Origin of the sequence: Streptomyces sp. NPDC058685 (genome assembly GCF_042714725.1) — a bacterium.
Lineage (GTDB): Bacteria > Actinomycetota > Actinomycetes > Streptomycetales > Streptomycetaceae > Streptomyces.
Map to the genome: position 1 here is coordinate 1 of NZ_JBHXSL010000073.1, position 21,335 is coordinate 21,335.

General features: G+C 68.6%; 16 protein-coding genes and 1 pseudogene. 6 read left to right on the forward strand and 11 right to left on the reverse strand.

The window, feature by feature from the left end; genetic code table 11:
- Together ACFWU3_RS33625 and ACFWU3_RS33630 are read right to left on the reverse strand one after the other, a co-directional pair.
- Positions 1 to 372, reverse strand: a pseudogene (locus ACFWU3_RS33625) (chitinase); the annotation flags it as partial.
- Positions 373 to 497: 125 nt separating this feature from the next.
- Positions 498 to 1,439, reverse strand: coding sequence for an NAD(P)-dependent oxidoreductase (locus tag ACFWU3_RS33630; protein ID WP_384444989.1), 942 nt, complete (start codon positions 1,437 to 1,439; stop codon positions 498 to 500).
- 193 nt (positions 1,440 to 1,632) lie between these two features.
- Between ACFWU3_RS33630 and ACFWU3_RS33635 the strand changes: the two genes are divergently transcribed.
- A complete protein-coding gene (locus ACFWU3_RS33635; RefSeq protein WP_327681575.1) occupies positions 1,633 to 1,902 on the forward strand; it encodes a DUF1876 domain-containing protein in 270 nt (89 codons plus the stop codon).
- Between the two features lie 16 nt (positions 1,903 to 1,918).
- Here the strand turns inward: ACFWU3_RS33635 and ACFWU3_RS33640 are convergent, their stop codons facing one another.
- Positions 1,919 to 2,623 carry a DUF4232 domain-containing protein gene (locus ACFWU3_RS33640; protein ID WP_384444992.1) on the reverse strand — a complete coding sequence of 235 codons (705 nt, stop codon included), beginning with the start codon at positions 2,621 to 2,623 and terminating at the stop codon, positions 1,919 to 1,921.
- A 312-nt stretch (positions 2,624 to 2,935) separates the two neighbouring features.
- Here ACFWU3_RS33640 and ACFWU3_RS33645 point away from each other — a divergent pair, with 312 nt between their 5' ends.
- Complete coding sequence (locus ACFWU3_RS33645; RefSeq protein WP_384444994.1) at positions 2,936 to 4,300, forward strand: helix-turn-helix domain-containing protein; 1,365 nt, start codon at positions 2,936 to 2,938, stop codon at positions 4,298 to 4,300.
- Between the two features lie 25 nt (positions 4,301 to 4,325).
- Here the strand turns inward: ACFWU3_RS33645 and argS are convergent, their stop codons facing one another.
- Positions 4,326 to 6,086, reverse strand: a complete 1,761-nt coding sequence (gene argS / locus ACFWU3_RS33650) for an arginine--tRNA ligase (RefSeq protein WP_384444996.1) — start codon at positions 6,084 to 6,086, stop codon at positions 4,326 to 4,328.
- Positions 6,087 to 6,243: 157 nt separating this feature from the next.
- Here argS and lysS point away from each other — a divergent pair, with 157 nt between their 5' ends.
- Both lysS and ACFWU3_RS33660 read left to right on the forward strand, forming a co-directional pair.
- Positions 6,244 to 7,971 (forward strand): lysine--tRNA ligase, encoded by a 1,728-nt coding sequence (lysS, locus tag ACFWU3_RS33655; RefSeq protein WP_384444997.1) that lies wholly within the window; start codon positions 6,244 to 6,246, stop codon positions 7,969 to 7,971.
- A 131-nt stretch (positions 7,972 to 8,102) separates the two neighbouring features.
- Positions 8,103 to 8,309 (forward strand): hypothetical protein, encoded by a 207-nt coding sequence (locus ACFWU3_RS33660; protein ID WP_327681565.1) that lies wholly within the window; start codon positions 8,103 to 8,105, stop codon positions 8,307 to 8,309.
- 71 nt (positions 8,310 to 8,380) lie between these two features.
- On the opposite strand, the gene ACFWU3_RS33665 is transcribed toward ACFWU3_RS33660, so the two are convergent.
- The 3 genes from ACFWU3_RS33665 to ACFWU3_RS33675 form a co-directional block, all read right to left on the reverse strand.
- Entirely contained in the window at positions 8,381 to 9,835 is a 1,455-nt protein-coding gene (locus ACFWU3_RS33665) for a DUF2637 domain-containing protein (protein WP_384444999.1), read from the reverse strand.
- 151 nt (positions 9,836 to 9,986) lie between these two features.
- Entirely contained in the window at positions 9,987 to 10,721 is a 735-nt protein-coding gene (locus ACFWU3_RS33670; RefSeq protein ID WP_384445001.1) for a DUF3558 family protein, read from the reverse strand.
- A 123-nt stretch (positions 10,722 to 10,844) separates the two neighbouring features.
- Positions 10,845 to 11,666 (reverse strand): DUF3558 domain-containing protein, encoded by an 822-nt coding sequence (locus ACFWU3_RS33675; RefSeq protein ID WP_384445003.1) that lies wholly within the window; start codon positions 11,664 to 11,666, stop codon positions 10,845 to 10,847.
- 163 nt (positions 11,667 to 11,829) lie between these two features.
- Between ACFWU3_RS33675 and ACFWU3_RS33680 the strand changes: the two genes are divergently transcribed.
- Positions 11,830 to 13,023, forward strand: a complete 1,194-nt coding sequence (locus tag ACFWU3_RS33680; protein WP_384445005.1) for an RtcB family protein — start codon at positions 11,830 to 11,832, stop codon at positions 13,021 to 13,023.
- Between the two features lie 509 nt (positions 13,024 to 13,532).
- Here ACFWU3_RS33680 and msrB read toward each other — a convergent pair.
- Together msrB and ACFWU3_RS33690 are read right to left on the reverse strand one after the other, a co-directional pair.
- Complete coding sequence (gene msrB, locus ACFWU3_RS33685; RefSeq protein WP_384445007.1) at positions 13,533 to 13,940, reverse strand: peptide-methionine (R)-S-oxide reductase MsrB; 408 nt, start codon at positions 13,938 to 13,940, stop codon at positions 13,533 to 13,535.
- A 222-nt stretch (positions 13,941 to 14,162) separates the two neighbouring features.
- Positions 14,163 to 15,365: an epoxide hydrolase family protein gene (locus tag ACFWU3_RS33690; protein WP_384445009.1), complete on the reverse strand. Its 1,203-nt coding sequence runs from the start codon at positions 15,363 to 15,365 to the stop codon at positions 14,163 to 14,165.
- Positions 15,366 to 15,703: 338 nt separating this feature from the next.
- On the opposite strand from ACFWU3_RS33690, the gene ACFWU3_RS33695 reads away from it, so the two are divergent.
- Entirely contained in the window at positions 15,704 to 18,472 is a 2,769-nt protein-coding gene (locus tag ACFWU3_RS33695; RefSeq protein ID WP_384445011.1) for a LuxR C-terminal-related transcriptional regulator, read from the forward strand.
- Between the two features lie 130 nt (positions 18,473 to 18,602).
- Here the strand turns inward: ACFWU3_RS33695 and ACFWU3_RS33700 are convergent, their stop codons facing one another.
- Together ACFWU3_RS33700 and ACFWU3_RS33705 are read right to left on the reverse strand one after the other, a co-directional pair.
- A complete protein-coding gene (locus ACFWU3_RS33700) occupies positions 18,603 to 19,805 on the reverse strand; it encodes an epoxide hydrolase family protein (RefSeq protein WP_384445012.1) in 1,203 nt (400 codons plus the stop codon).
- A gap of 391 nt (positions 19,806 to 20,196) precedes the next feature.
- Positions 20,197 to 21,276, reverse strand: a complete 1,080-nt coding sequence (locus ACFWU3_RS33705) for an HTTM domain-containing protein (RefSeq protein WP_384445025.1) — start codon at positions 21,274 to 21,276, stop codon at positions 20,197 to 20,199.
- Between the last annotated feature and the right edge of the window lie 59 nt (positions 21,277 to 21,335).

Below are 21,335 nucleotides of genomic sequence, written 5' to 3' on the forward strand. Positions count from 1 at the left end.
CGCGGTCAGACCGCTGTAGGTGTAGAAGGAATTGCGGCCCGGGAACATCTGGTTGAACTGGGACTCGCTGACCACGAAGCCACCGGGCTGCGGGTCGCCACCGCCGCTACAGGTGTAGGGCTCCCAGAACCAGGTGCTGATGATCGGGTCGTAGCCGGGGTTGTCGTGCTCGGCGATGTAGTACCGGCCGTCGGTGTATCTGACAACGTTGCCAGTGGTGTACCAGGCGCCCGCCTGCCAGCTGGGCGCGGAGGTGCAGGCGTCAGCGGCGGCAGTGGGGGCTGCCGTGGCGGAGGGCGCGAGGCCCACTGCCGCGATACCGACTCCGGCGACGATCGCGGCGAGCCATACCTTGATGCGCTGTCTCAGCACTCGTGCACTCCTTCACAGCAACGGCCAGGCCGTGGTGGGGGGTTGTGCCGCACACTCAAGCGCTATTGACGTGATCGAGTCAAGGTATAGACCAATGCGAATCACCAGGTGGCGCGATTTCGCCGCTACGCCCGCATCAGGTCGACGAGACGGGAGAGCCCGTCGTCCGCGTGACCCTCCTCGATCGCCCGGTCCAGGATCGCCTTCAGCGGCTCGAAGAACTCGGTGGTGACGCCCTGATCCCTGAACGCCGCAAGGAAGTTGGGCACAGCCGCCTGATTGACGGCGAGGCTGGAGACGTCGGTGAGATGCTCGCCCGAGTCGACGGCCGCCGCCCACTGCGGCGCACCGGAGAGCATCGCGCCGACCCAGGGCACCAGGAGCTCGGAGAAGTCGGTGGCCGAAATGCCCTCGGTGCGGACCAGGGCGTAGGCCTGAAGGACACCGACGACCATGCCGTACATACCGGTGAGCAGTGCCAGGTCGTGCAGCGCCGCGAGTCCGGGGTCGGTCCCGGTGAAGGTGGTGCCGCCGAGCGCGGCGAGCGTGGAGCGGTGGGTCCCGAAGGCCTGCTCGTCCCCGCTGTAGAGGACGTAGGCGTGCGGTCCGCCGATCATCTGGGGGACGGCCATGATGCCGCCGTCGATGTACCGGATGCCGAGCTCGGCGGCCCGGACGGCCAACTCCCGTGCCTGCGCGGGGGTTCCGTTGGTCAGATTGACGACGGTACGGCCCGCCGGGCTGTCGCCGAGGGAGTCGAGCAGCTCCCGGACGTTGTCGTTGGTCATCAGACAGACGACCGCGAGCCCGTCCGCGGTCACCGCCTCCGCCGCCGAGCGGGCCGGCACCGCGCCCTGAGCGACGAGCGGCCCGGTCTTCGAGCGGGTCCTGTTCCAGACGGTGACCGGGTGGCCGGCCGCGAGGAAGGCAGCGGCGAGGGCGGAGCCCATCATGCCGAGACCGAGAACGGACACCGGGGGCCGGGACCCAGGCGCGGAGTGCTGCGGTACGGCGGACCGGGAGGCGGGTTCGGACGGCTGCGGAACAGGGGGCTGCGGCGCGGACACGGCGGGGCTCCTCACAAGGATTCTCGGGACGCCCCCGATCCTTGTCCGGTGCCCGAAAGCCCACAAGTACCGACTATTCGGTGCGGTACTCACCGGAAGGTGCGTACCCCGCGCACACGCCCCGGCCTCGGAAAGTGGTCATCGGCGCCGGTGCGGAGCACCCTGGAAGGTGTACCGCTGGAGGTGATCGGCCATGGAGACACTCGTCGGATGGCACATCGAGATGGAGTTCCGGGAAGACGGCGACCGGACCCGCGCGGCCGCCATGGTGAGACTCGGCGACGGCACGGAGATCCGGGGCCACGGCAACGCGAACCGTCACCGGTCGGACGAACCACAACTGCTGGTGGGCGAGGAGATCGCGGGCGCACGCGCCATGATGGACCTCGCCTCACAGCTGCTGCAGAAGGCGCACACGGAGATCGACGAGACCGCTCAGCGGCCCTCGCACGCCCTCATGTGACGGTGCGCGACCCTCGTCACCAGGTCAGGGCGTCGTTCATGGAGCGCTGCCAGTAGGTGACGGACGTGGTGGTGTCGATGTACGTGCCGGCCGGGAGCGTGATCCCGGCCGGTGCGGCGTCCGTCGAGCCGCCGCCGTCGCGCGGGGCGAAGCTCACGGCCAGCTTCTTCGCCGTGCCGCCGTTCGTGCCGCTGCCGTCGGCCGAGGACAGCATGATCGACGCGTAGGCGGACTCGCCGGGGAGCAGCGTCACGACGGCCTGCGGCCGGCTCTCGTCGTTGATCGCGGTGGCGGCCTGTGCCTCGTCGAAGCGGAGCAGCGGCGCGTGATAGGCGTTGCACGCCTTGGACCCGGTGTTCGTGAGCGTGAGCAGGCCGTGGTTGATGGGGCGGCTGACCTTGCTGTAGGTCACCTTGACGCGGTCGCCGCAGGGTGTGGTGACCGCAGCGCCCGTGTCGCCGCCCTTGCTCGCGCTGCTGCCGCCGCTCTTGCCGCCGGTGCCGCCCGTACCGCCTCCGGTGCCGGAGGCCGTGTCGCCGCCGCCCGCGGGCTGGCCGGCGGCCGGGGTCGAGGGCGCGGCGGCCGAATCCTGGCCGCCCGTCGTGCTCGCGGAGGGCGAGCCGACCGCTGCCTTGCCGTCGCTCTGGCAGGCGGTCAGCGAGAGCGCGGCGAGCAGCGCGGTGGCGGCGACGGCTGAGGTGCGGGTGCGGATGTTGCGCATGATGGTTCGTTCTCCCCGTGTGGTGATGCGTGTGAGCCGGTCAGTGATTCCGGACGAGCGCCGTGACGACCGCGATCGACGCGATCAGCACGAGCACGGCCGCAGCGTCGACGAACATGCTGCGTAGAGGGGTTCGCATGACTGCTCCCCGGTCGGCTGTGCGGTGTGATCACAGACTGCGGGGACCGCGCCCGGGGCCGCAACGCCGCAGGGACCATTGGGGAAGCCGGAACGCTGCCGCGTACTGTGACCTGGGGGTAAAGCCCTTGCCTGGAACGGCATTCCGGGACGGACGCGTGCGATGACGAGGGGATGTACGAGGTGGCGGCGACGCCCGAGGCCGAGGAACTGGCGGCACGGCTCAGAAAACTGAAGGACCGTTCGGGGCGGAGTTACGGAGTCCTCGCCGGCAAGCTCCACGTCAGCACCTCGACGCTCCACCGGTACTGCAACGGCGAAGCGGTACCGACCGAGTTCGCGCCGATCGAGCGGTTCGCCCGGGCGTGCGGGGCGAGTTCCGAGGAACTGGTGGCCGTGCACCGCAAGTGGATCCTCGCGGACGAGGCACGCAGAAGGGGGAAGGGGGCGCCGGCGGCCGCGGCCGCGTCGGAGGAGCCGGACGGGGGCTTTGAACCGGAGCCCGCACCGGGGCCCGAGCCCGAACCGGCCCCCGAGCCCGAACCGGAGCACACGCCGGCGCCGGGAGCCGAACCCGAGTCCACGCCCCCCACGTCGCTCATCACCACAGCCACGGCGGACCCCACACCCAGGGCAAGCGGCGCCCGCCGCAAGCGCGTTGTCGTCGCCGTCGCGGCTGCCGCCGTCGTGGCGCTCGCCGTCCCGGCCGCCGTCGTCGCGAGTCAGGGCAGCGGCTCGGGGAAGGCGGACGACGACCGCAAGGGCGCGGCCGGTGCGGTGAAACCCGACGGGACCGCCTCCCGCCCAGCCTCCCCGTCCGCGAGCACCTCGCCGAGCGGCAGCCCCTCCGCGAGCGCACCCCGGAAGTCCGCGACCCCGTCGGCAACAGCCTCCGGCGAGCGGGCGCCACAGCGTCCCGTGACCGGCGTGCCGGTGCGGGCCGGCGTCAGCTCGTACAACTGGGACTCGCCGTGCGGGCAGTACTTCCTGCTCGACCAGGCGCCCGGAGAAGTGCCGCCGCCGCCCGCCCCACAGGACCACCGCGGCTGGGGCCGCGCACTCGGCGGCGTCGACGCCGGCGGTATGCGGCTCCAACTGACCGTCACCGGAAAGGCGCAGGAGTCCGTCGTCCTGAACGCCGTACATGTGCGGGTGGTCGCCCGCAAGGCCCCGCTCGCCTGGCAGACGTATTCCATGGGTGAGGGCTGCGGCAGCGGCATCACTCCGCAGACCTTCGCCGTCGACCTCGACAAGCCCCGGCCGATCGTGCGTCCCGTCGCCGGACAGCAGGGCGACACGGTCGTGCCCGCCAAGGGATTCCCGTACAAGGTCTCGGCCGGCGACCCGCAGGTGCTCAACCTCGACCTGAAGACCGAGGCCCACGACGTGAGCTGGTACCTGGAGGTCGACTGGAGCGTCGGCGACCGGCACGGGACCGTGCGCGTCGACGACGACGGCAAGCCGTTCCGGGCCAGCGCGATGAAGGGACGGCCGAGGTACGACTACTGGCCGGAGGAGAGCGAGTGGAAGGCTCGCTGACTCCGGCCAGTGGACCGTACGGCGATCAGAGGCGCTCGGGGGTACGGATGCCCAGCAGCGCCATGCCCCGGTGCAGCGTGCGGGCGGTCAGGTCGGCGATGAACAGCCGGTTCTCCGCGACCTCCCGCGGCGGCGCGGGCTTGACCACCGGGCACTGGTCGTAGAACGTCGTGAACAGCGACGACAGTTGGTAGAGGTACGCGGCCAGCTTGTGCGGTTCGAAGGACGCGGCCGCCTCCGCGACCGTCTCGCCGAACCGGTCCAGGTGCAGGCCGAGCGCCCGCTCGGCAGGCGCCAGCTCCAGCTCCGGGTGCGCGACCGGCTCGATGCCGCCGGCCTTGCCGAAGATCGACTTGATCCGCGCGTGCGCGTACTGGATGTAGACGCTCGTGTCGCCGTTCAGCGACACCATCTGGTCCAGGTCGAACTTGTAGTCCCGCGAGGCGGACGTCGACAGGTCGGCGTACTTCACCGCGCCGATGCCCACCTGGGCACCACGCTCGGCGATCTCCTCCTCGGTGAGGTCCTTGGCCTTCTCGCGCACCACGGACGTCGCCCGGTCCACCGCCTCGTCCAGCAGGTCCACCAGCCGGACCGTCTCGCCCTCACGGGTCTTGAACGGCTTGCCGTCCTTGCCGAGCACCGTGCCGAAGGCGAGCTGCACCGCGTCGACCTTGTCGTTCAGCCAGCCGGCCCGGCGCGCGGTCTCGAAGACCATCTTGAAGTGCAGGGACTGCCGGGCGTCGACCACGTAGAGCAGCGTGTCCGCGGCCAGGTTCTGCACCCGGTCCCGGATCGCGGAGAGGTCGGTGGCCGCGTAGCCGTAGCCGCCGTTCGACTTCTTGACGATCAGCGGGGTCGGGTTGCCGTCCGGGCCCTTCACGTCGTCGAAGAAGACGCAGAGCGCGCCCTCGGAGCGGACGGCGACGCCCGACTCCTCCAGCAGCCGGCAGGTCTCGTCGAGCATGTCGTTGTAGCCGGACTCGCCGACCACGTCGGGGTCGTTGATCTCCATGTCGAGCTTGCCGAAGACCGAGTAGAAGTAGATCTTCGACTCGTCCACGAACTTCTGCCACAGCGCGAGGGTCTCCTCGTCGCCCGACTGGAGCGCCACGACCCGGTCCCGTGAGCGGGCCTTGAACTCCTCGTCGGAGTCGAAGACCGTACGCGAGGCCTTGTAGAGCCGGTTGAGGCTCGACATGGCCTCCTCTCCGGAGACCTCGCCGCCCTGGTGGTCCAACTCGTGCGGGTGCTCGATCAGATACTGGATGAGCATGCCGAACTGGGTGCCCCAGTCGCCGATGTGGTGACGCCGGATCACCTTCTCGCCGGTGAACTCCAGGATCTCCACCATCGCGGCGCCGATCACGGCGGACCGCAGATGGCCGACGTGCATCTCCTTGGCCACGTTCGGCTGCGCGTAGTCGATCACCGTGGTGCCGGCGTCGGCGGAGTGGGGCACACCGAGCCGGTCGTCGGCGGCGCGGGCCGCGAGCGTCCGCACGATCGCCTCGTCGGTGACCGTGATGTTCAGGAAGCCGGGTCCGGAGACCTCGATCTCCTTCAGCACGTCGTTGTCCGGGATCGCCGCGACGACCTTGTCGGCCAGCTCGCGCGGATTGCCCTTGAGCTTCTTGGCGAGCGCCAGGATGCCGTTGGCCTGGAAGTCGGCCCGGTCGCTACGTCGCAGCAGAGGATCGGCGGACCCGGCCTCCGGCAGTGAAGCCGAGAGGGCGTCCGCGAGGCGCTGCTGCACGGTCGAAGCGAGGGAAGGGACCGAGGCCATGAGCTTCCGTTCCTGGGGTCGAGGTCTATATCGATTGTCAAGTGTCCCATGGGCGGGCAACCTCTTTATCCGACGTGTCCGGGGCGTGAGCAGGCAACCGGCAGGCGGGTCGATCCGTCTGGGAGAATGGCCTCGCCAAGCTTCGAGAAAGAAGGACGTGCCGACAGTGGCTCAGAGCAGCACCGAGACCGACTGGGTCTCCCGTTTCGCGGACGATGTCATCGCAGATTCGGAGCGGCGTGCGCCTGGGAAACCGGTTGTCGTCGCGTCCGGTCTCTCCCCCTCCGGCCCCATCCACCTGGGCAATCTCCGTGAGGTCATGACCCCGCACCTGGTCGCCGACGAGATCCGGCGGCGCGGGTACGAGGTCCGGCACCTGATCTCCTGGGACGACTACGACCGCTTCCGCAAGGTGCCGAAGGGCATCGCGGGTGTGGACGACAGCTGGCACGAGCACATCGGCCGCCCGCTGACCTCGGTGCCCGCCCCGGAGGGCTCGCCGTACGCGACCTGGGCCGAGCACTTCAGGGCCGCCATGGAGGCGTCGCTGGCCGAGCTGGGCGTCGAGTACGACGGCATCAGCCAGACCGAGCAGTACACCTCGGGCGTCTACCGCGAGCAGGTGCTGCACGCGATGAAGCACCGCGGTGACATCGACGCGATCCTCGCCCAGTACCGGACGAAGAAGGCACCGCCGAAGAAGGGCCAGAAGCCGGTCGACGAGGCCGAGCTGGAGGCCGCGGAGGGCTCCGGCGCCGCGGCCGAGGACGACGGCACGAGCTCGGCCGGGTACTTCCCGTACAAGCCCTACTGCGGCGGCTGCAACAAGGACCTGACCACGGTCACCGCGTACGACGAGGAGACCACCGAGCTGACGTACCAGTGCTCCGCGTGCGGCTTCTCGGAGACGGTCCGGCTGAACGAGTTCAACCGCGGCAAGCTGGTCTGGAAGGTCGACTGGCCGATGCGCTGGGCCTACGAAGGAGTGATCTTCGAGCCCAGCGGTGTCGACCACTCGTCGCCCGGTTCCTCGTTCCAGGTCGGCGGGCAGATCGTCGGGATCTTCGGCGGCGAGCAGCCGATCGGGCCGATGTACGCGTTCGTCGGGATCTCCGGCATGGCGAAGATGTCGTCGTCCCGGGGCGGTGTGCCGACCCCGGCCGACGCGCTGAAGATCATGGAGGCTCCGCTGCTGCGCTGGCTGTACGCCCGCCGGCGGCCGAACCAGTCCTTCAAGATCGCCTTCGACCAGGAGATCCAGCGGCTGTACGACGAGTGGGACAAGCTCGAGTCCAAGGTCGCCGACGGCAGCGCCCTGCCGGCGGACCTGGCCGCGCACTCCCGCGCCGCCCGTACGGCCGCCGGTGAGCTGCCGCGCACCCCGCGGCCGCTGCCGTACCGGACGCTGGCCTCCGTCGTCGACATCACCGCGGGCCACGACGAGCAGACCGTGCGCATCCTCAGCGACCTGGACCCGGCGAACCCGCTGTCCTCGCTCGACGAGGTGCGCCCGAGGCTGGACCGCGCCGAGAACTGGATCTCCACCCAGGTCCCGGCAGAGGCACGGACCGTCGTGCGCTCGGAGCCCGACGCCGAGCTGCTCGGCTCGCTCGACGACGAGGGCCGCGAGTCGCTGCGCCTGCTGCTGGAGGGGCTGGACTCGCACTGGTCGCTGGACGGGCTCACCACGCTCGTCTACGGCGTGCCGAAGGTGATGGCGGGCCTCGCGCCGGACGCCAAGCCGACGCCGGAGCTGAAGACCGCGCAGCGGTCCTTCTTCGCCCTGCTGTACCGGCTGCTGGTGAGCCGGGAGACCGGCCCGCGGCTGCCGACGCTGCTGCTGGCGGTCGGCGCGGACCGGGTGCGCAAGCTGCTCGGCGCGTAGTCGTCGCACCCGGAGGGCCGTTTCGCGCATCGCGCGGGGCGGCCCTCCGGCCGTGTCTGCATCCTTCGGCCTACCGTCGGTTCCGCCGTGCGCACGATGTGCCGGACTCCGCGGCCGGAGAGCGTGGAGTCATGAAGAACGAGACCATCGCGATCATCGGCTGGATCACCGCCGTGCAGGGCGCCCTCGGCGCCGGCGGCCGCCTCTACGGGGACGGGCCCTGGGGCCTGCTCCACCAGTGGTGGGACATCCCCACCGCCGGCTATGTCGTCCTCTTCGCCGTGGGCGCGGTCATCGCGGTCGTGGGCGAGACGGGGCGCAAGCGCGCCAAGGCGTGAAGCCAGGGCTGGGGCGCGGACACACCACGGCGTGAGGCGGGGGGACCCGCGGCAGGACGCCGCGGCCCGTCTCAGGCGATGTGCTCGGCCTCCAGGTCGGCCTGGAAGCGGTTCTTGAACTCGGGCATCAGCTGGCGCAGCAGCGCCGCGCTGCGCGGGTGCCGGATGCCGTGGGCGTCCGAGAGATGTATGTCGAGCTGCTCGGTGCTCGGCCAGTCGCTGTGCTCCTTCACATACGACTCGAACACCGGGTAGGCCGCCTCGCGGAAGTCCGCGGCGTCGGTCGGCTGCTCCGCCGCCTCCCCGTCCAGCGGCATCTGCTCCTGGCTCTCGGACCGGGGGCCGGGGACGACACCGCCGAGCGGGCGGGTGCGGCCCGGGCCCGCGGGGACCCGTACGGCACTGGACTCCAGGCCCTCGGCGGACGGCGGCGTGAAGCCGTTGTCGTACGCCTCCTGGTAGGCCTCCTGCGGCACCTGGGGAGCCGCGAACCACGGGCTCTCATGGGTGGCGGCCGGTGCCTGCGCCTGCTCCTGGTACGGGCCCTGATCCTGGTACTGCCCCTGCTCCTGGTACTGCGGGTACTGCTGGGGGCCGCGCTGCTGCGCCTCGGGACCGTACGGACCGGGCCCGGCGTACTGCTCGTGCTGCTCGTGCTCGTACGGCTCGTTCTCGTACTGCTCCTGCGAAGGCTCCGGGTACTGCTCGTGCTCCTCGGGCCACTCCTGCGCGGGCGGGAGTTCCGGCTGGGCGGTGCCGCGCACCTGCCTCGGGGGCTGGGGTGCCGGCTGCGCCTGCGGCTGGAGTTCTGGCTGCGGCGACGGGGGCAGGAGTGCCGGTTCGATGCCGGCGGCGGCGAGTCCGGCCGGGGCCGTCTCGGCGAGCGGCACACCGTACTTGGCGAGGCGCAGCGGCATCATCGACTCGACCGGGGCCTTGCGGCGCCAGGAGCGTCCGTAGCGGGCCTGGAGCCTCGCCTGGTAGATCAGCCGGTCCTGTTCCAGCTTGATGACCTGCTCGTAACTGCGCAGCTCCCACAGCTTCATACGGCGCCACAGCTTGAACGTGGGGATCGGGGAGAGCAGCCAGCGCGTGATGCGCACGCCCTCCATGTGCTTGTCGGCCGTGATGTCCGCGATCCGGCCCACCGCGTGGCGGGCGGCCTCGACGGAGACGACGAACAGCACCGGGATCACCGCGTGCATGCCCACGCCCAGCGGGTCCGGCCAGGAGGCCGCGCCGTTGAACGCGATCGTGGCCACGGTGAGCAGCCATGCCGTCTGGCGGAGCATCGGGAAGGGGATGCGCAGCCAGGTCAGCAGGAGGTCGAGCGCGAGCAGCACACAGATGCCCGCGTCGATGCCGATGGGGAAGACGACGGCGAAGTCGCCGAAGCCCTTGCGCTCGGCGAGTTCGCGCACAGCCGCGTACGAACCCGCGAAACCGATCGCGGCAATGATCACCGCGCCACTCACCACGAGCGCGATGAGTATGCGGTGCGTGCGTGTCAGCTGCATCGCGGCCACCCGCGATCCCCTCCCGTGTCAGTGACGCATGTGCCCTCCGAGGGGGCACAGCCTGGCACATGCCGGCGGAGTCCGCGCTCGCGGGGAGCGGCGGACTCCGCCAACAGGCCGTGGCCTGAACCTACTTGCCGAAAGTCACATGTTCGCAGCGTTACTTGTTCGCAGCGGTCACGGAGGCGACGGCCTCCTTGGCCGCCGTGATGGCGCCCTTCATCAGGTCCGAGGCGGCCGGCGGCTTGGCGCCCGCGTAGCCCGTGCCGTTGTAGGTCAGCGTGATCACGACGTTGTCCGTGCGGGTCACGATGGTGGCGTAGGTGAAGTCCTCGTCGGTCTTCTTCAGCTCGTAACCGATCGCCTTGGCGTCCTCGCCGACACCGGCGGCGGGAGAGGTGCGCAGGTTCTTCGCGCCCTGCGCGGCCCGGGCCTTGGCGACTTCCTTGGCGTAGTTGTCCTCGGCGCGCTTCTGGCCGCTGACGCCCAGGGACGACTCCGACTCGTAGCGCAGGAAGGAGACGTCGAGCCAGCGGTACTGCGAGCCCTTGACGCCCTTGTCCTCCAGGCCGTTCCAGGAGCAGCTGCCGCGGGTGGTGGTGTCCGAGGTCTTGCCGGCCGTGCCGTTCTTCGTCTTCGTCTCCGGGACCAGCGTCTCGATCGTCTTCGCGGTGATCGCGTCGCAGGCGTCGGGCAGCTTGGCGAACTTCGCCGGCTCGATGTTCTGCGGCTTCGGCGCGTCGTCCGCGGAGTCCTGGGAGCTCGCGGCGGCCGGCTTGTCGGCGCCCGACTCCTTCTTGCCGTCGGAGTCCGACGAGCAACCGGCGACGACGAGCATCACCGGGACGGCTGCACAGGCGAGAATGCGGGTGAGTCGCGAGGCTGAACGGTGCATGGTTCCTTCACTCGATAGTCGTACGGTCACTCCGGTCGGCGAGGCCACGGTACGCGGACACGGCACGGCCGCGTGTGTGTCCCGGGATACGTACACCGTCGCCCGACCCGTCCCGCACGGCCCTCAGGCGCTGAACTTCTCCACCAGGTTCCGGGCCAGACTCTGCGCCTTTTCCTGCAGTTCCTTGCTGTCGGGGACCTCGGTCGTACGCGCCGGCTGCTCCCGGTACACGATGGTCACGATCACGTTGGATGTGCGGAACACCACGCTCACGGTCCGCCGCTGGGCGGTGGATCCGGCGCCCGCGGGGTTCAGGACGTCGTCCAGGAAGGCCGCGTCGCCGAGGCTGTCGAGCTCCCGGGGCTCCAGCCCCTCGGGAGTGGCCGACGGATCGTCCGTGCCGGTGCTCGCGCCCGGTGAGGGGCTGCCGCTCGGGGACGCGGGCCCGGAGGGGGTGCCGGCCGGCGGCGAGGCCTTGCCCTTCTCGTCGCGCGGGTCCTCGGCGACCGGCAGCGAGGCGCCGGCCTGCTTCCTCGCGAAGACCTCCTGCGCCCGGTCGTCGTCGCTCACCGAGGTGTCGTACGACACGACGCGTTCGAAGTCGAGGCTCAGGGTGTGCGAGGCGTCGGGGGAGTCGGCCTTCCAGTTGCATCCGACCCGGCGGTCGGTGTCATAGGTCACGGCGGCCGTACCGCGGAAGATGCGCTGCTGCTGCTCCTCGGGGAGCTCGGCGGTACCGGGCAACAGGTCCTTGAGCGTGCCGCGCTCGACGGAGCCGCACGGTTCGAGCAGCGTGCGGTACTTGCCGGGCTCCGCGACGGACTGCGTGCCCTCGCCGGCCTTGGAGTCCGTGGCCGAGCCGTCGCCGCCGTCCCCGGCGCTACAGCCTGCGACCAGCACCGCGAGCAGCGCCGCAAGGCCGGGCGCGTACGCCTTTCGTTGCACGGTTCCCAGGCTCCCTTCGAACGGAAAAGCTGTTGCCGCGCGCACGCGGCCGATGGACACAATGTGTATCGCACGCACTGCCGTGAATGCCGGTCCGTCGAGTCTTTCGCGGGCATTGACGCGGCTTTTGCGTTTCGTACCTTTTCGGGGGAATTGAGGAGTCATGTCGTATGTAGAGGTACCGGGTGCGCAGGTCCCCATCCGGATGTGGACGGACCCGGCCTCGGTCGAGGACGTCGCGATGCAGCAGCTGCGCAACGTGGCGACGCTGCCGTGGATCAAGGGTCTCGCCGTCATGCCGGACGTCCACTACGGCAAGGGCGCGACGGTCGGCTCCGTCATCGCGATGCACGGAGCGGTCTGCCCGGCGGCGGTCGGCGTCGACATCGGCTGCGGCATGTCCGCGGTGAAGACGTCTCTCACGGCGAACGACCTGCCCGGTGACCTCTCACGGCTCCGCTCGAAGATCGAGCAGGCGATTCCGGTCGGCCGGGGCATGCACGACGACCCGGTGGACCCGGGCCGCGTGTTCGGCTTCCCGACGGGCGGCTGGGACGACTTCTGGACCCGGTTCGACTTCGTGGCGGACGACGTCAAGTTCCGCCGTGAGCGCGCGACGAAGCAGATGGGAACCCTGGGCAGCGGAAACCACTTCGTGGAGTTCTGCCTGGACGAGTCGGGCGCGGTGTGGCTGATGCTGCACTCCGGCTCGCGGAACATCGGCAAGGAGCTCGCGGAGTACCACATGGGCCAGGCCCAGAAGCTGCCGCACAACCAGGGCCTGATCGACCGGGACCTCGCGGTGTTCATCGCGGACACCCCGCAGATGGGGGCGTACCGGAACGACCTCTTCTGGGCGCAGGAGTACGCGAAGTACAACCGCGCGATCATGATGGGCCTCTTCCAGGAAGTGGTCCGCAAGGAGTTCCGCAAGGCGAAGGTCACCTTCGACCCGGTCATCTCCTGCCACCACAACTACGTGGCGGAGGAGCGGTACGAGGGCATGGACCTGCTGGTCACCCGCAAGGGAGCGATCCGGGCCGGCAGCGGGGACTTCGGCATCATCCCGGGCTCGATGGGCACGGGCTCGTACATCGTGAAGGGCCTGGGCAACGAGAAGTCGTTCAACTCGGCGTCGCACGGGGCGGGTCGGCGGATGAGCCGGAACGCTGCGAAGAAGCGCTTCTCGACGAAGGACCTGGAGGAGCAGACGCGGGGCGTGGAGTGCCGTAAGGACTCGGGCGTCGTGGATGAGATCCCGGGGGCGTACAAGCCGATCGAGAAGGTGATCGACCAGCAGAGGGATCTGGTGGCGGTCGTGGCGAAGCTGAAGCAGGTCATCTGCGTGAAGGGCTGAGCAGTAGGGCACGTGAACGGGGGCCCCGGACCGATATCGGTCCGGGGCTCTGCTGTGGTCCGTAGGCGGTTCACCGAGGGGCGCTGGCCATGGGGGCGAGGACGGCAGAACAGCTGTGGCGGGCCGGCACTCGTCGGCGGGCAGGTGCCGAAGGTCGGCTGGAGGTCCGCGCCTGCGTATCCCGCTGCTCACCGAACACGGCGCCAACTCCACCACGGCGGCAAGGCAGCGCCGCCGTCAAGCTGGGGCATCGCGTGGGGAACCTCTGAGTCGACGATCGGTCTACGGGTCTACTCGCGGGTTGGTTACCGTCGGGCCGTGATGCCCGAATGAGCGTTTGCCGACCGCTCGCCCGGCAGAGGCTGCCTCATGGTGTCACCCGAAGCCAGACGTACTCCGTGGTCTCCCAGATCGCCGGGTTCAGGGTTGCGCCATGGTCTGAGGCCTCAGTTGCGTGAAAGACCGTCAGCGGATCCCGTCGGCGCGGTCTCCCCGGCGAGGGCGTCGCGTCAGCTCGCGTCGGGCTTCAGACGCAGGGAGACACTGTTGATGCAGTACCGCTGGTCGGTCGGGGTCGGGAATCCCTCACCCTCGAATACGTGCCCGAGGTGAGAGCCGCAGCGGGCGCAGCGGACCTCGGTCTGCACCATGCCGTACGACCGGTCTTCGGCCAGCTCGACGGCGTCGGAGTCCTTCGGGTCGAAGAACGAGGGCCAGCCGCACCGGGAGTCGAACTTCTCCTTCGAGGTGAAGAGTTCGGCACCGCAGGCGCGGCATGAATAGACGCCCTCCGTCTTCGTGTCGGTGTACTCGCCGGTGAACGGCGTCTCGGTGTGGGCGCGGCGCAGGACCCGGTACTCCTCAGGCTTCAACTCCGCGCGCCATTGTTCGTCCGTCTTTTCGATGTCGTACGGCATGGATCTCCATTCCTCTCGGCAGCCGCCGGTCCGGGCAGGGAGGTGGGTCGCGTGTGGCCTCCCGCCTCCGCCGTATCCGGTCCGACTGCTGACGACGGTGGGCAGCTTCTCAAGTAGGTGCTGCATATCCGTTCGATGGCAACCGACCGCCGTGGCCTGAGCGGTCGAGCAGATCGAATTCGATCTGCTCGACCGCAGGGCCGGTCTCGGACGAGCGAGCGGTCAGTTGCGCAGCGACCGGAGCCCGGTACGCAGCTCACTCACGAAGAACTCCGGCTGTTCCCAAGCCGCGAAGTGTCCCCCCTTGGGGAGCCGGTTGTAGTGGATGAGGTTCGGATAGGCCTGCTCTGCCCAGGTCCGAGGGGACTCGTACAGCTCCTCGGGGAAAACGCTCACGGCGACGGGAAGGGTGATTCCCTTGGCGCCGAAGAAGGGGAACGTGTTCTCCGCGTAGAGGCGGCCCGAGGACACCCCGGTGTTCGTCAGCCAGAAGAGCGTGACGTTGTCGAGGAAGTCGTCTCGCGTCAGGCCTTCGGGTTCACCGGCGAACGACCGGGTGATCATCGCCAGGCTGTCTCGGTCGTGGTCGGCCAGGAAGGCGGCCAGGAACGCGGGCGAATCCGCGAGGCCGGTCAGCACCTGCGGACGTGAGGCCATGATGTACGCGTAGAAGACGTGCGCATACACAAAGGTCAGCTGGTCGACAGCGCGCTGCTCGTCCTCCGTGAGGTCCGGGAGGCCGGCCGGTAGCGGCTGACTGGTCGCGAGCGCCTGGTCGATCGCAGGGGGGACCACACCCGGCATGTTGGTGTGGATGCCGACCAGTCCCTCGGGGGCCTGCAGAGCCATGACGTCGGTGACGACCGCACCCCAGTCGCCGCCCTGCGCCACATACCGTGTGTAGCCGAGGCGCTTCATCAGCTCGGCCCACGCGCGCGCGATACGGTCCGGCCCCCAGCCCTTGGCGGTCGGCTTGCCGGAGAAGCCGTAGCCCGGCATCGACGGAATCACTACGTCGAAGGCGTCCGAGGCATTGCCACCGTGTGCGGTTGGGTCGGTGAGGGGCTCGATGATCTTCAGCTGTTCGACGACCGAACCGGGCCACCCGTGCGTGACGAGGATCGGCAGAGCACCCTCATGTGACGAACGCACGTGGATGAAGTGAATGTCCAGGCCGTCTATTTCGGTGATGAAGTTCGGGTAGGCGCCTACTTTCGCCTTGACCCTGCCGAAGTCGTAGTCCTCGCCCCAGTAGCGGACGATTTCCTGAACAGTCGCGAGCTGCGGACCCTGCGACTGATCGTCGACGGTCTCCTTCTCCGGCCAGCGCGTGGCTGCGATGCGCTGACGCAGATCAGCGACGTCCGCTTCCGGAAAGTCCACGGTGAACGGCCGGATCGCCGTCCTTTCGGAAGTGACAGACATGGGATTTCCTCCAGTCGGAGATTGGTGCTCACTCAATGAGGTCCTGAGTCTCGCCCGGGACGTGTCTCGTCGCCCCCGGGGTCGCACGGGCATGACCCCGGGGTTTACGGCGTGAGTACGGGCTTTACGCGGCGTGCCAAGCGAGCCGCTGTTGGCGTTGGCGAGGGCCCTCGCGTCAAGGAAAGGGGTCCGGGCGGTGCCGGCCGCGCATCAGCAGAATCGGACAAAGGTGATAGATTTGATGGTCTTGCGAAGCGTTATGCCCGACGGGAGGCACCCCATAGTCTCCGTCGATCAACGCTGAGGAACGCACCAACCAATCGGGAAGATCGCTTCCTATGAGCAAGTTCGCCGTCCGATCGCAGGGCGGGCTATGGGGTCGGATCGACCACCTGGCAGCACTGGATCAGGTACTGGATACAGCTCGGTCCGGAAACAGCGCAGTGTTGGTTCTCCGCGGTGAGGCCGGTATCGGCAAGACCGCCCTTCTGGAGTACGCCGCCCGTCGGGCCGTCGGGTTCCGCACGATCGACGTCGCAGGCATCGAATCGGAGATGGAACTTCCCTTCGCCACCCTTCAGCTGGTGTGCGCGCCCATGATGGGACGACTGCGCGAGCTGCCCGAACCGCAGAGCAACGCCCTGTCTGTCGCGTTCGGGCTACGGGAGGGCAAGACGCCCAGTCGTTTTCTGGTCGGGCTGGCCGTGCTCGGTCTCCTGGCCAGCACCACTGAGGATCACCCACTGGTATGTCTCATCGACGATGCGCAGTGGATCGACGAGGGCTCCATCGAGGTGTTGTCTTTTGTGGCCAGGCGCTTGAAGGCAGAACCCGTAGCTTTGATCTTCGCCCTTCGGGCGCCTTCCGACCGCGATCTGACCGGTCTGCCCCAGATGGCGGTCAAGGGCCTCAGCGAACCCGAAGCCCGCGCTTTGCTCGCGTCCGCCGTGCGCGTGCGGCTCGACCCGCTCGTACGGGACCGGATCGTTGCCGAGGCCCGCGGCAACCCCATGGCCCTGCTGCACCTGCCGCACGCTCTGGCGCCGGCTGAGTTGGCAGGAGGCTTCTGGCTTCCGGGCAGCCGCCCGCTGACGAGCTACCTCGAGAACGCGTTTCATCAGCAGTTCCGATCTCTTCCAACGGACAGCCAGCGCCTGTTGCAGACCGCCGCCGCGGAGCCCACCGGAGACGTGTGCCTGTTGTTTCGCGCGATCGCCTTGCAGGACATTCCGGTCGACGCCGCCGCGCCCGCGGACGCCGCAGGGCTGGTCGACTTCCGGACCACGGTGCGTTTCCACCATCCCCTGATCCGCTCTGCCATCTACCAAAGGATGTCCGCACAGGATCGCCGGACGGCTCATCGAGCCCTGGCACAAGCCACGGACCCTCATGACCCGGACCGCAGAGCCTGGCATCGCGCACGCGCCGCCGCGTGGCCGGACGAAAGCATTGCCACCGACTTGGAAGAGTCGGCCAGCCGGGCTCAGAGCAGGGGCGGTGCCGCGGCAGCAGCCTCGTTCCTGCGGCGGTCAGTGGAAATGACATCCGACCCGGCACGCCGGGTCACTCGCGCGCTGGCCGCCGCACAGGCCAGCATCGACGCGGGCGGGACCGATCAGGCCTACGACATGCTCGCGATCGCCGATGCCGGCCCTCTGGACGCCCTGCACCGCGCCCGCCTCGAGCGGTTGCGAGCGAGCCTGGTGTTCTCTCGGGTACGGGGCAGTGACGCCCCTCGTCTCCTTCTCGACGCCGCACACCGACTGGCGCCCCTCGACCCCGACCTTGCCCGTGAAACTCTGCTGGAAGCCGCCGGCGCCGCGGTCTTCGCCGGCCGGCTCACGGAACAGCCCACGCATCGAGAAGTCGCCGCCGCGGCCCGCGCCGAACTGATGCCGCCGAAGGTACGGACAGTCGACGTCCTCCTGGACAGCATCGCCTCCCTGATCATCGATGGCTTCTCCGCCAGCGTCGACGCTCTCTGGCATGCGCTGCGCATCGTCCAAGAGGAGCAGAAGAATGGCGTACTGGAGGGCAGTCGCTGGCTGTGGCTGGGTTGCCCATTGACCCCCGAGCCTTTCGCGCCGGAGCTGTGGGACGACGACGCGTGGTGCGAAATGGCAGACAGCGCCGTCGACATCGCCCGCGATGCGGGAGCTCTTTCCGTGCTCCCCATGGCTCTGAACTACCAGGCATGCTTCCATGTGCACGCAGGAGATTTCGACCTGGCTGAATCCGAGATCGATGAGGCCAAAACAATCTCGGAGGCTACGAACAGCCCACCCATGCTGTACACGTTGCTTGTCCTCGGCGCCTGGAAGGCGCAGAAGTCCCAGATGCTGGAGCTCATCGAATCCAGCATTCAAGAGGCGCACGACCGAGGCGAGGGCCGCATTCTCGGTCTGGCCGAATACTCGACCGCCCTGCTGTACAACGGCATCGGCCAGTACGACAACGCCCTGGAAGCCGCGAAAAGCGCATGCCAGTACGAGGACCTCGGATTCTTCGGGTGGGCTCTGATCGAACTCATCGAAGCTGCCGCCCGCAGCGGACAGCCCGAGGTGGGCACGGAGGCACTGGAAAGGCTCACCGAGCGCACCCACGCCAGCGGCACCGACTGGGCACTGGGCGCACTGGCCTGTTCCCGCGCACTGTTGAGCACTGGCCGGGCCGCGGATGGCCTCTACCAAGAAGCCATCGAGCATCTCGGACGATGCAAGATCGCCGTACACCTGGCTCGAACTCATCTGCTCTACGGTGAATGGTTGCGTCGTGAGAACCGTCGCCAGGAAAGTCGCACACACCTCCGCTTCGCCTATGACAACTTCAGCACCATGGGAGCGGCCGGTTTCGCCGACCGCGCCCGCAGAGAACTCAAGTCGACCGGAGAACGCGCACGCAAGCGAGCGGTTGGTGCCGACGTCAAACTGACCGGTCAGGAGACACAAATCGCTCGGCTCGTCAAAGCCGGACACACGAACAGCGAGATCGCCGGAAAACTGTTCATCAGCCCGCGAACGGTCGAATGGCATATCGGCAACATATTCACCAAGCTGGGCGTCACCTCGCGCGCACAACTCCTGTCGGCGCCGTCCGCTCTCGGCTGAGGGATGTCCCGTGAGCGAGGCCCTCGGTCCGTCACGGCCCAAGGGCCTCCTTTCCATTGTCCTGCTGACCTGCGGAACCGGTCCAACCTCTCCGAACTGCTGACAAGCAGCGATCTCCAACCGGGGCACGTCAGGACCGGGCAGTGCCTGCGGGCGTCGTGCGCAGCGGACGAAGGCCGGTGCGTACCTCGTCGACGAAGAGATCCGGCTGCTCCCAGGCAGGAAAGTGCCCGCCTGTGGGGAGTCTGTTGTAGTGGACGAGGTTGGGGTAGGCCCGCTGGGCCCAGCTCTTCGGAGGTGCGTAGAGCTCGCCGGGGAAGACGCTCACCGCGGCCGGCAGGTCTACGCCCTTGACGCCGAGGAAGGGTGATGTGTTCTCCGCGTAGAGACGAGCAGCGGAGATGGCCGTGTTCGTCAGCCAATAGAGGGTGATGTTGTCGAGCACGTCGTCCCGCGTCAGGGCGTCGGAATCTCCTCCGTACGCTCGGGGGATCAGCTCCAGGCCCGGGTCGAGCAGGAAGGCCGCCAGCCCCACCGGTGAATCCGCCAGTGCGGTCAGCGATTGCGGGAGCGTCGCCATCGTGTAGGCGTAGTGGGCATGTGAGTACAGGAAGATCAGTTGGTCGATTGCGCGCTGCTCGTCCGCCGTGGGTTGCGGGATGCCGGGTGGCAGTGGCCGGGCGGCCGCGAGGGCCTGGTCGATCTCGGAGGGAACGGCGCCTGCCATGTTGGTGTGTATGCCGGCGAGTCCGGGAGGGGCCTGCGCACCCATCAGGTCCGTGATGATCGCGCCCCAGTCGCCTCCCTGCGCCGTGTAGTGGGTGTACCCCAGGCGCTTCATCAGCTCTGCCCACGCGCGCGCGATGCGTTCGGGCCTCCAGCCGGTCGATGTCGGCTTCCCCGAGAATCCGTAGCCGGGTATCGACGGAAGCACCAGGTGGAAGGCATCCGACGCGTCCCCGCCGTGGGCCGTGGGATCGGTGAGAGGGCCGATGATGTTCAGCGTCTGGATGATCGAGCCGGGCCACCCGTGAGTGAGGATGAGCGGCAGAGCATTCTCATGCTTCGAGTGGACGTGGATGAAGCGAATGTCCAGCCCGTCGATCTCCGTGGTGAAATGCGGCTGAGCCTTCAGCTTCGCCTCGACGTTGCGCCAGTCGTAGTCGGCAGCCCAGTAGCGCGCGAGTTCCTGGATCGAGGCCAGTCGAGTGCCCTGCGACTGATCGTCCACCGTCTCCTTGTCCGGCCAGCGCGTCGCCCGGATACGTGCACGGAGGTCCTCGAGCTCCGCATCCGGGTAGTCGAACGTGAAGGGTTCTATTCCTGAAGGCATAGGAGGACTCCTTGCCGCGGCGTGACGCGGCGCGCTGGTACATCCCCACGTCTGCCGGCCCGTCGGGGATCACGAAGTCGCGTCTGACGCTCACCGGACCATGCCGCGGCTCCGGAGGGTGGCGGAGGTGCGGCGCAAGATCCGAGAGCAGGAACTCGGCGAGCTGCTCAACGCGCCTCCACGACAACAGGTTAGTTCCACTCTCGATACCCGTCATGTCGAGACCTCACAGCCATGCTCGGCTACGACCGCGCACAGCGCCCGAGTGTCGCAGAGGTGTGAACTGCTGGAAGCCGCCTCGGCCTGGGCCACAGGGCCCCTACGAAAGAACCGGACCACCCCAGAGCCTGGACAGCAATGGGGGTGGTCCGGTGAGAGAGGGGGCGGACGGCTACCCGTTCCCCTTCCCCGCCGGTGTGACTTGCTGCTTCTGGCTCGGCACACCGGGCCTGCCCTGCGTGGGTACGGTCCCGGATCCAGCCGGTCGGCCCGGTGCCGGCCGCCACAGGCCCGTTCGCCCCGCGATGTGTCGGCACAGGCGAGGCAGGGCGGTGTAGAAGCGGTCGGGGAGGAACGCGGCGTCCGCGATGATCATCGCGCCGGAGAAGAGCGGCAGTCCCATGAGCACCCCGATACCGATGTGCATGCCCAGCAGCATGGCGAGCACGGGGTACTTGAGCCTGCCGAAGAGCACGAACGGGAAGGCGACCTGGAGGAGCACCGTCATGTAGCCGACGATGGCGATGAGGACCGTGTACTCGGCCGCGATGTGGGAGAGCTCGGGCCAGGGGCGGAAGAGTTCGAGGTTCAGCACGAAGTGGAGAGCGGTGCCACTGCCCCAGGTGCCGCCCTGGACCTTGTACAGGCCGGCCGATCCGTAGAGGAAGCAGACCTGTGCGCCGATGACGAAGAGCCCGCAGTTGTGCACCACCGTGGTCAACGTCGTGCGGGCCTCGCGCAGTTGCTGCGAGAGGGGGCTTTTCACCGGTTCCGGTGCGTCACCCGTACGAGCCGTACGGAGCCGGTTTCTGCGTGCGTCCAGGGACCAGCGCCGACCGCATGCGGTGAGGACGAGGTAGAGGGCCATCAGCAGGATCAGGTTGTCGCCCCCGTCCGTCATGAAGATCGATCGGGCGTGGAACGACGTCACCACGACGGCGAAGAGGACGGACAGGACGCGGGTCCGCCAGCCCAGCATGAACAGCGCGGACACGAGGAGGGCCGCCGCGTAGCACAGTTCGAAGTAGACAGGGCTGTCCGACAGGGTCAGGACACTGTTCCAGCCTGTCTGGTCGAAGAGCTGATGTGCCAGCGCGGGCGTCCACGCCGAGCCGGGGCCCCAGATCTCGTCACGGTGAGGGAACTCGCGCAGCAGGAAGACCAGGTAGAGAAGTCCGTATCCGATGCGCAGTACCGATGTGGCGTACAGGGACAGCGGCCGGTCGGTCAGAAGGCCCCACAGCGCACCCATCCGGCCGGTGAACCATGCGACCACGCCCAGGGGTTCAGTCCTGTGGTCTGTCGGCCCGG

Coding starts and splice junctions, on each gene's coding strand:
- ACFWU3_RS33635 (WP_327681575.1), top strand. CDS start 1,633: ATGGAGACACTCGTCGGATGGCACATCGAGATGGAGTTCCGGGAAGAC.
- ACFWU3_RS33640 (WP_384444992.1), bottom strand. CDS start 2,623: ATGCGCAACATCCGCACCCGCACCTCAGCCGTCGCCGCCACCGCGCTG.
- ACFWU3_RS33645 (WP_384444994.1), top strand. CDS start 2,936: ATGTACGAGGTGGCGGCGACGCCCGAGGCCGAGGAACTGGCGGCACGG.
- argS (WP_384444996.1), bottom strand. CDS start 6,086: ATGGCCTCGGTCCCTTCCCTCGCTTCGACCGTGCAGCAGCGCCTCGCG.
- ACFWU3_RS33660 (WP_327681565.1), top strand. CDS start 8,103: ATGAAGAACGAGACCATCGCGATCATCGGCTGGATCACCGCCGTGCAG.
- ACFWU3_RS33670 (WP_384445001.1), bottom strand. CDS start 10,721: ATGCACCGTTCAGCCTCGCGACTCACCCGCATTCTCGCCTGTGCAGCC.
- ACFWU3_RS33680 (WP_384445005.1), top strand. CDS start 11,830: ATGTCGTATGTAGAGGTACCGGGTGCGCAGGTCCCCATCCGGATGTGG.
- msrB (WP_384445007.1), bottom strand. CDS start 13,940: ATGCCGTACGACATCGAAAAGACGGACGAACAATGGCGCGCGGAGTTG.
- ACFWU3_RS33690 (WP_384445009.1), bottom strand. CDS start 15,365: ATGTCTGTCACTTCCGAAAGGACGGCGATCCGGCCGTTCACCGTGGAC.
- ACFWU3_RS33695 (WP_384445011.1), top strand. CDS start 15,704: ATGAGCAAGTTCGCCGTCCGATCGCAGGGCGGGCTATGGGGTCGGATC.
- ACFWU3_RS33700 (WP_384445012.1), bottom strand. CDS start 19,805: ATGCCTTCAGGAATAGAACCCTTCACGTTCGACTACCCGGATGCGGAG.
- ACFWU3_RS33705 (WP_384445025.1), bottom strand. CDS start 21,276: ATGGGTGCGCTGTGGGGCCTTCTGACCGACCGGCCGCTGTCCCTGTAC.